General features: G+C 42.1%; 8 protein-coding genes. 3 read left to right on the top strand and 5 right to left on the bottom strand.

Features of this window, described 5'->3' with window-relative positions; all coding sequences use genetic code 11:
* The first annotated feature begins 535 nt into the window (after nt 1-535).
* The 3 genes from HNR31_RS19045 to HNR31_RS17750 are packed head-to-tail and all read left to right on the top strand — an operon-like array spanning nt 536 to nt 1,536.
* Nucleotides 536-781 carry a hypothetical protein gene (locus tag HNR31_RS19045; protein WP_233414643.1) on the top strand — a complete coding sequence of 82 codons (246 nt, stop codon included), beginning with the start codon at nt 536-538 and terminating at the stop codon, nt 779-781.
* Between the two features lie 10 nt (nt 782-791).
* Complete coding sequence (locus HNR31_RS19040; RefSeq protein ID WP_228485729.1) at nt 792-995, top strand: helix-turn-helix domain-containing protein; 204 nt, start codon at nt 792-794, stop codon at nt 993-995.
* 40 nt (nt 996-1,035) lie between these two features.
* Nucleotides 1,036-1,536, top strand: coding sequence for an IS630 family transposase (locus tag HNR31_RS17750; RefSeq protein WP_309505747.1), 501 nt, complete (start codon nt 1,036-1,038; stop codon nt 1,534-1,536).
* 335 nt (nt 1,537-1,871) lie between these two features.
* Here HNR31_RS17750 and HNR31_RS17745 read toward each other — a convergent pair whose 3' ends face one another.
* The 5 genes from HNR31_RS17745 to ligA form a co-directional block, all read right to left on the bottom strand.
* Nucleotides 1,872-2,135, bottom strand: coding sequence for a hypothetical protein (locus HNR31_RS17745; protein WP_181557512.1), 264 nt, complete (start codon nt 2,133-2,135; stop codon nt 1,872-1,874).
* Nucleotides 2,128-2,379 carry a hypothetical protein gene (locus HNR31_RS17740; protein ID WP_258561122.1) on the bottom strand — a complete coding sequence of 84 codons (252 nt, stop codon included), beginning with the start codon at nt 2,377-2,379 and terminating at the stop codon, nt 2,128-2,130. The genes HNR31_RS17745 and HNR31_RS17740 overlap by 8 nt, the downstream gene beginning before the upstream one ends.
* A 266-nt stretch (nt 2,380-2,645) precedes the next feature.
* Nucleotides 2,646-4,193: an L-glutamate gamma-semialdehyde dehydrogenase gene (gene pruA / locus HNR31_RS17735; RefSeq protein ID WP_181557511.1), complete on the bottom strand. Its 1,548-nt coding sequence runs from the start codon at nt 4,191-4,193 to the stop codon at nt 2,646-2,648.
* A gap of 111 nt (nt 4,194-4,304) precedes the next feature.
* Nucleotides 4,305-5,468: a CamS family sex pheromone protein gene (locus tag HNR31_RS17730; RefSeq protein ID WP_181557510.1), complete on the bottom strand. Its 1,164-nt coding sequence runs from the start codon at nt 5,466-5,468 to the stop codon at nt 4,305-4,307.
* Nucleotides 5,469-5,483: 15 nt separating this feature from the next.
* The gene (gene ligA / locus HNR31_RS17725) at nt 5,484-7,490 is read right to left on the bottom strand and encodes an NAD-dependent DNA ligase LigA (protein ID WP_181557509.1); all 2,007 of its coding nucleotides are present in this window, start codon (nt 7,488-7,490) and stop codon (nt 5,484-5,486) included.
* Between the last annotated feature and the right edge of the window lie 10 nt (nt 7,491-7,500).

Raw genomic sequence — 7,500 nt, 5'->3', positions numbered from 1 at the left:
ATTGCCAATCGGTTCCATCCCACTCGAAAGGAGTTGAGAGAATCGATTGTTTCGTTTTTGGAGTACCTTTCTGAATTTCCAGAAAGAGTGCTCCAACGCATCGGACAGGTGGTTATGTCGGAAAATTAATCTGAATCTATATAGTGTCGTACGAACCTATTTGTCTAGCAGCTTGTACCCCCGTAGCTGCTGCTACAACTAGTCCACAAATAGTAAGTGATGTGAGAAATTTTTTCTTCATTTTAATGCCCCCTACTTCAAAATAAAATTAAATTTGCGCGCGCAGTTTATATAATTTGACATATTATTAAAAAATTCCTTCTTTTTTCCAAAAAAATACAAAAAAAGTCTTTTAGAAATGTTGTTCAATGGATTAATGAATCACAATTTGTAACTTATTATTTTTTATAAAGTAAAAGAAAGCGCAACATCTATATCAATTCAGTTTGAAATTCTGATCAATGCCTGTTCTTGTCGATGCTGCTTCTAAACAGGTTAAGCAAAGGAGCGGATGAATTAGGATTCCAAATTACGAATGACCACGGTTGGACCATTGAACGTCGCCAAAGACAGGAGTGCAAAAGGAAAAAGGCAAACGGCCGTAACTCGTCTCATGAGACAATGCTACTTAGAAGTCCAAGCCGCTGAACTCTTAAACATCCACCGTGAAATCGTTTCGATTTACGTTCAAAAGTTTAACCAAGCTGGCATGGATGCGCTACTAGAACGCCATTATGCTCCCGGTAGAAAGGCCGTATCTGTCTCCAGACGAAGAATGTGAATTGAGAAAGATGCTGGAAGAAAGCACGCTTGCCGATGAAGGATATGGCATCGAAACATGCTGGAATACACGAATCATTCAACACGTGTTAGAAGAGAAATTTTCGGTCACTATGTCCCGTGGCGGTATTTGCGATATGCTCCATCGCTGGGGATTTCGCTATACACGCCCTATGCGAATCCTCAAAAACAAAAAGAGTTTCAACAGGAAATGAAACTGATAAAAAAACTTGTCCGATAACACGGTCATAATCTATGAAGATGAAAGTCATATTCGGGACTACCAAGCTCTTCGTACCACATGGAGTGTCAAAGGGAGTCAAAAACCAATCCCTACATATGGACACCACGCGACAGCGAGCTTATTCGGCGGTCAGCGAATTTCTCTGTATGGAAGCGGACCAGTGTCATGCACAGGCTTTTCTGCAATTTCTTCAATATACATTAACTCATTATCCAAATAAACATGTCGTGATGGTCTTAGATAACGCAAAAATTCATCATGCCAAAGTTCTTCAGCCTTTTTTGCATGAGCACGAAGAACAGCTCACTTTGGTATTCTTACCCCCGTATTCGCCGAATTTAAACTTAGTTGAACGAATTTGGGGGTGGCTTAAAGAGAGTGTGATTGCCAATCGGTTTCATCCCACTCGAAAGGAGTTGAGAGAATCGATTGTTTCGTTCTTGGAACACCTCGCTCAATTTCCAGAAAAAGTGCTTCAACGCATCGGACAGGTAGTTATGTCGGAAAATTAATCTGAATCTATATAGTAATCTTCCTACAAGTTTTACATTGCCACTTTTGAGAAGATCCTGTACTTTTTCCACGACGATAAAATCCTTTTGGTTGTTCAAACGAGGTTATCTCTTCATTCGTACAACCATCTTTATGAAATTGATACTCAGGCGATATATCTTTTACTCGGTCCATCGTAGCTAACCGTTTAATCTCTTCTGCAACAGACCAGTTTGATACAAGTGTTACTGTACATTTGTGTGATTTGTATTTAGGCGGCTTTTCTGGGTCAGGGTTACAAATCAGAGCATTTCCTCTTGTTTTTCCCTTACTGCTGAGTTTGTATTGACTTGGTTTACCTTTGGCTCGTATTTCTTTTGAGGTTTGCCGAACCAATCACAAAATGGATTGGTACAATGATTGTATTTTCAATAGTTTTCAATTGACCCTCAAAGTCAAACTCAACAGGTCTATATGGAGAGCTGAATTTTCTGGAAAATTGTTGAAGTTTCATTAAAGGATAATGAAGTTGTCTATCTAGTAACTCTTCTTCTGTAACGGGTTCAACAATATTTACAATTCCGTCATTTAAGCGAGCTAGCCTTTTTAATTTAGCCAATACTTGTTTCCCGCGAGTTAAAAATTCGGTTCATAATTCTTTTGTTGTAACGCTTGTTTTTAATCCATTCAAGAAAGTTCTCATCTAACAAGATATTCGTTAGAAATTCGTCAACAATTTCCTCTTCGGTATGCTCAGTATATGCCGCATAATACTTCACAATATAACGAGTTCTTCCGTAAATTTTCCAATAAACCCTTAAAGCTTGCTTATTCCTTGGTTTGATAAACTTCATTTTTTTCATAAAATCCCGCTCTTTCTATTTTACATAGCAATTCACAGCCGAAATCGCAACGAATTCACATATACCACAATAATTATTTCCATATTATTAGCGAATTTTTATGCGAATTTCTATGTGAAAATATAATTTATTTATGACAAAAGCTATTATACCAACAAAAAACGCACTGTGAATTCTGATGTGAATTCTCAGTGCGTTTTCGGTTGTTATTTGATTGTTTGCACCTCTGAAGTAAACCCGTTACCTATGCAGAGAGGTCTTATTTATTAAAACATTTCTGAAGTTGTTTTTGCTTGCATGTGAAGGATTAAGTAGTCAGGACCGCCTGCTTTAGAGTCTGTGCCGGACATGTTGAAGCCGCCGAATGGTTGGTAGCCGACGATTGCGCCTGTGCAGCCGCGGTTAAAGTAAAGGTTACCGACATGGAATTCTTCACGCGCTTTTTCGATGTTGAAACGGTTTCTAGAGATGACCGCGCCTGTTAAGCCATATTCCGTGTTGTTAGCAATTTCAAGCGCATGATCGAAGTCTTTTGCTTTTGTGAAGGCAACAACCGGACCAAAAATTTCTTCTTGCATGATGCGAGCTTGAGGATCGACATCCGCAAATACGGTCGGTTGGATGAAGAAGCCTTTGGAATCATCTCCTTCTCCGCCTGTCATTAACTTGCCTTCTTGTTTACCAATTTCAATGTATTCCATAATTTTGTTGTAAGCAGATTGGTCAATGACCGGTCCCATGAATGTGCTTTGTTCGGCTGGGTTTCCGACTGTTAATTGTTTTGTTAATTCAACAACGCGGTTGAGCACTTGATCATACACTTCTTCAAGCACAACAACGCGTGAGCATGCAGAACATTTTTGACCTGAGAAACCAAATGCAGACGCAACGATTGATTGTGCCGCTAATTCAAGGTCAGCATCCTTGTCCACAACGATTGTATCTTTACCGCCCATTTCCGCGATGACACGTTTTAACCAGATTTGTCCCGGATGTACTTTCGCTGCTCGCTCGTAAATACGGATACCAACATCTCGAGAACCAGTGAAGCTGATGAAACGAGTGCGAGGATGATCGACTAAGTAGTCGCCAACTTCAGCGCCGTTTCCTGGAATGTAGTTTAATACGCCTGCTGGAAGGCCAGCTTCTTCAAGAACTTCTACAAACTTATAAGCAATAACCGGTGTGGCACTAGCTGGTTTTAAAAGAACTGTGTTACCCGTTACAAGCGCAGCAACCGTTGTCCCTGCCATGATCGCGAACGGGAAGTTCCAAGGCGAAATAACAACGCCAACGCCAAGTGGAATGTAGAAGAAACGGTTAAATTCGTTTGGTCGGCTTTCAACTGGAATACCGTCTTTTAATTTCAGCATTTGACGTCCATAATATTCCATAAAGTCGATTGCCTCTGCCGTATCAGCGTCTGCTTCTTTCCATGGTTTTCCTGCTTCTTTGACAAGCAATGCGGAAAACTCGTGCTTACGACGACGAACAATCGCAGCAGCACGGAACAAGATATCAGCGCGCATTTCTGGTTTTGTTTTACTCCACCATTTGAACGCTTCATCAGCGACTTTCATCGCTTTTTCAGCGAGGTCTCTATTCGCTTTTGAAACGCGGCCAATTACTTCATTTTTATTAGCTGGGTTAATGGAAACAATTTTATCCTCTGTGGAAACGCGCTCTCCACCGATGACTAAATCATAGTCTTTCCCAAGCTCTGCTTCGACCTTTCTTAACGCTTCTTCGAATGCCTTTTTATTGGCTTCTACCGTGAAATCAGTAAATGGCTCGTGTTTATAAGGTTGTACCATTGTTTACTCCCCCTTTGTCGAAATTGAGAAAAGCGTTTACAACCCACAATATCATTCTAACGGATCGCAGAGCGTTATTCAATTTTTTCAAAATTTTAGCAAGTATATAGGCTATTGATAAATATGAACAAACGGCTGATCGGATTTTGCCTGACGAACAATGATGCTTTCCGGTCCTCCTACGGATGAAATATAGACGTTTACCGTAATATAGTCTGGGAATTGTTCCATGACAAGTCCTGTTACGTACTGAGTAAATCCGATGACTTCAGCTTTTCCATAAAATTGCATCGAAATATCAATCGTCAGTTGTTGTAACTGATCATCACGATATAGAGCTTTGCCAATGACACCTGTATAATTCGGGAAAAACTCCTCAATATCCGACTTAAAGTTTAAAAACTTCATCACATCTTCGCGATGATTTTTCTGTGCTTCATCGGATGGGAATAAATAATATTCTTCGTTAATCTTTTCCCAGTCATCGATCCTAGAACTTCCTTGATCAACATTTGCCACCGCAAAAAAATGACCCGGAATAATGGACGTTTTCGGAGCTTGTTTAAACAGGGCGATCGTAATTGGCACGTCTTTTAACCCTTTTATATTGCGGACACGTGAAAGCACTTCCGCAGCAATTCGCTTTCCTTCTCGCTCAATGATCTCGTCTTTAATTTCGACCTCGCGCGGGTATCCTTGTTCCGTCTCATAATAATGAACGGAATTCAACGCAAGCCCTAAGACAACGCCGCCTAATTGCACCTTGCCGTTATCCGTTTTAACTAAATAGTCATGTTCCAAAATACTCGCTAAATAAATCGGACTTTTTGTGTTTTTTTCCTCATTCGTTCCTTTATCGCTGATCATTGGGTTAAGCCCAACGTTCTCGGACTCTTTCAATCCTTCTTCTTTTAGCTGCGCTTTTGTCAGCTTTCTTCGCAACCAACTTTCCACCGTTTTTTTGTGTAAATATTGGCCTTCTTGAAATAAGTAATCTTTTGGAGAAAACCGATCTTGAGCTAAGCGCATTAATCCTGTTTCAAATTCATCGACATCTAGACGCGTATTTAAGTTTTCTACCACTTGTCCGCGAGCCCCTGACGGTTTAAATGGCAAAATCATTCGATAATAAGAGTCGGAAATGTTGTACTTCGGAATGACAGCTTTTTGCTGTTTGTTATTTTTTTCTTGCACAACTTCTTCCTCTCCCAATTTTGGTGCACACGCGGAGAGAAAAAGAAGGAGCGCAACAAACATCATCGCAAGTTTTTTCATATTCTTCACACCCACTTACTGCTCAATTTCTTGGAGAAAGCGCGCTTCATCCCAAATTTCAATGTCGAGTTGCTGCGCTTTTGTTAATTTTGATCCTGCATCGGTACCAGCAATCACTAAATCCGTATTTTTACTAACACTGCCCGTTACTTTTCCACCAAGCTGCTCAATTTTTTCTTTTGCTTCATTGCGGGATAATGTTTCGAGTTTTCCGGTTAACACTACTGTTTTGCCCGCAAAATAAGAGTCAACGTCTGTCGCTTTTACCGTTTTCGGACCTTTATATGTCATGTTCACTCCATAGGAACGAAGCTCGTTTAATAGTTGATGGACTTCTGGTTTGCCAAAATAGGCGACTATCGAATCGGCCATTTTTTCACCAATCTCGTGAATGGTCATCAATTCTTCCTTCGTTGCAGTTTGGAGGCGGTCCATTGTTTCAAAATGCTCGGCTAACACTTTTGCCGCTTTCGCTCCTACATGACGAATGCCGAGCCCAAACAACAGACGTTCGAGCGAATTTTGTTTCGATGCCTCAATTGCATTTAATAAATTCGTCGCTGATTTTTCTCCCATTCTCTCTAAGTTCATCAACTGCTCTTTCGTCAACGTGTACAAATCGGCCACATCATGGACAAGCCCCTCACGAAATAGCTGGGCAATGACTTTCTCACCGAGCCCTTCGATGTTCATCGCTTGACGTGACACAAAGTGAATCAATCCTTCGCGAATTTGCGCTGGGCATTTTGGATTGATGCAGCGCAATGCGACCTCACCATCTAAACGAACGAGTTCACTTTCACATTCCGGGCAATGTGTCGGCATCGAAAACGCTACTTCTTCTCCCGTACGGCGCTCCGGTAATACGTTCACCACTTCCGGAATAATATCCCCCGCTTTTTTTACTACCACGTAGTCACCGATCATAATATCTTTCGCGCGAATTAAATCCTCATTATGAAGAGAAGCACGCTGCACTGTTGTTCCTGCGACTCGTACCGGCTCTAAAATGGCGGTTGGAGTCACCACTCCCGTACGCCCTACGCTTAATTCAATACCGATGAGCTTTGTCACTACCTCTTCTGCCGGAAACTTATACGCGATCGCCCAGCGCGGGCTTTTCGCCGTTGTACCGAGCTGCTCTTGCTGTTCAAATGAATCGACTTTAATAACAATGCCATCGATTTCGTAAGACAATTGCGGCCGCTTTTCCTGCCACTCATGAATAAATTGAATAACTTCGTCCATATTGGCGCATTTGCGGCGCGCCGGATTCGTTTTAAACCCTAACTGCTGTAAATAATCAAGGGCGGCACTATGAGAATCAATCCCTAATTCCTCGGCATTGGCAAGACCGTATACAAATAAGTCTAAATGACGTGAGGCAGCAATTTTCGGGTCTAGCTGCCGCAATGAACCAGCAGCAGCATTGCGAGGGTTCGCAAATAGTTCCTCGCCCCGCTCACGACGCTGTTCATTCAATCGCTCGAACGATTTTTTTGGCATGTACGCCTCACCGCGCGCTTCCAGCGTGACAGGTTCATGTAAACGAAGCGGCAAAGAGCGAATCGTCTTTAAATTTTCAGTAATATCTTCGCCGATCACGCCATCGCCGCGCGTCGCACCCTGAACAAAGTATCCATCTTCATAGCGGAGAGACACGGCGAGCCCGTCTATTTTCAGCTCGCAAACATACGCCACATTCTCGCCGACTTCTTGACGCACACGGCGGTCAAAATCGCGCAGATCCCCTTCGTTGAACGCATTGGCCAGGCTAAGCATCGGTGTGCGATGCTCTACTTTTTGAAATGCTTCTAGCGCTTGTCCACCTACACGTTGGGACGGCGAATCTTTTGTTTTCAGTTCTGGATATTGTTCTTCGAGCGCGATGAGCTCTTGCATGAGCCGATCATATTCCGCGTCTGGTACAGATGGATTGTCAAGCACATAATATTCATAATTGTACTTGTTTAAAAGCTGTCGAAGTTCTTCGATACGCGCGATCGCAGCCTGTCGATCCATTCTCGGTTCA

The organism is Thermaerobacillus caldiproteolyticus (assembly GCF_013761245.1).
Taxonomy (GTDB): domain Bacteria; phylum Bacillota; class Bacilli; order Bacillales; family Anoxybacillaceae; genus Thermaerobacillus; species Thermaerobacillus caldiproteolyticus.
This window is presented reverse-complemented; position numbering and strand designations above follow the sequence as displayed.

Bases quoted from the DNA above. Each gene is read 5' to 3' on its own strand.
- HNR31_RS19040 (WP_228485729.1), top strand. From the start codon at position 792: ATGCTGGAAGAAAGCACGCTTGCCGATGAAGGATATGGCATCGAAACA.
- pruA (WP_181557511.1), bottom strand. From the start codon at position 4,193: ATGGTACAACCTTATAAACACGAGCCATTTACTGATTTCACGGTAGAA.
- HNR31_RS17740 (WP_258561122.1), bottom strand. From the start codon at position 2,379: ATGAAAAAAATGAAGTTTATCAAACCAAGGAATAAGCAAGCTTTAAGG.
- HNR31_RS17750 (WP_309505747.1), top strand. From the start codon at position 1,036: ATGAAGATGAAAGTCATATTCGGGACTACCAAGCTCTTCGTACCACAT.
- HNR31_RS19045 (WP_233414643.1), top strand. From the start codon at position 536: ATGACCACGGTTGGACCATTGAACGTCGCCAAAGACAGGAGTGCAAAA.
- ligA (WP_181557509.1), bottom strand. From the start codon at position 7,490: ATGGATCGACAGGCTGCGATCGCGCGTATCGAAGAACTTCGACAGCTT.
- HNR31_RS17730 (WP_181557510.1), bottom strand. From the start codon at position 5,468: ATGAAAAAACTTGCGATGATGTTTGTTGCGCTCCTTCTTTTTCTCTCC.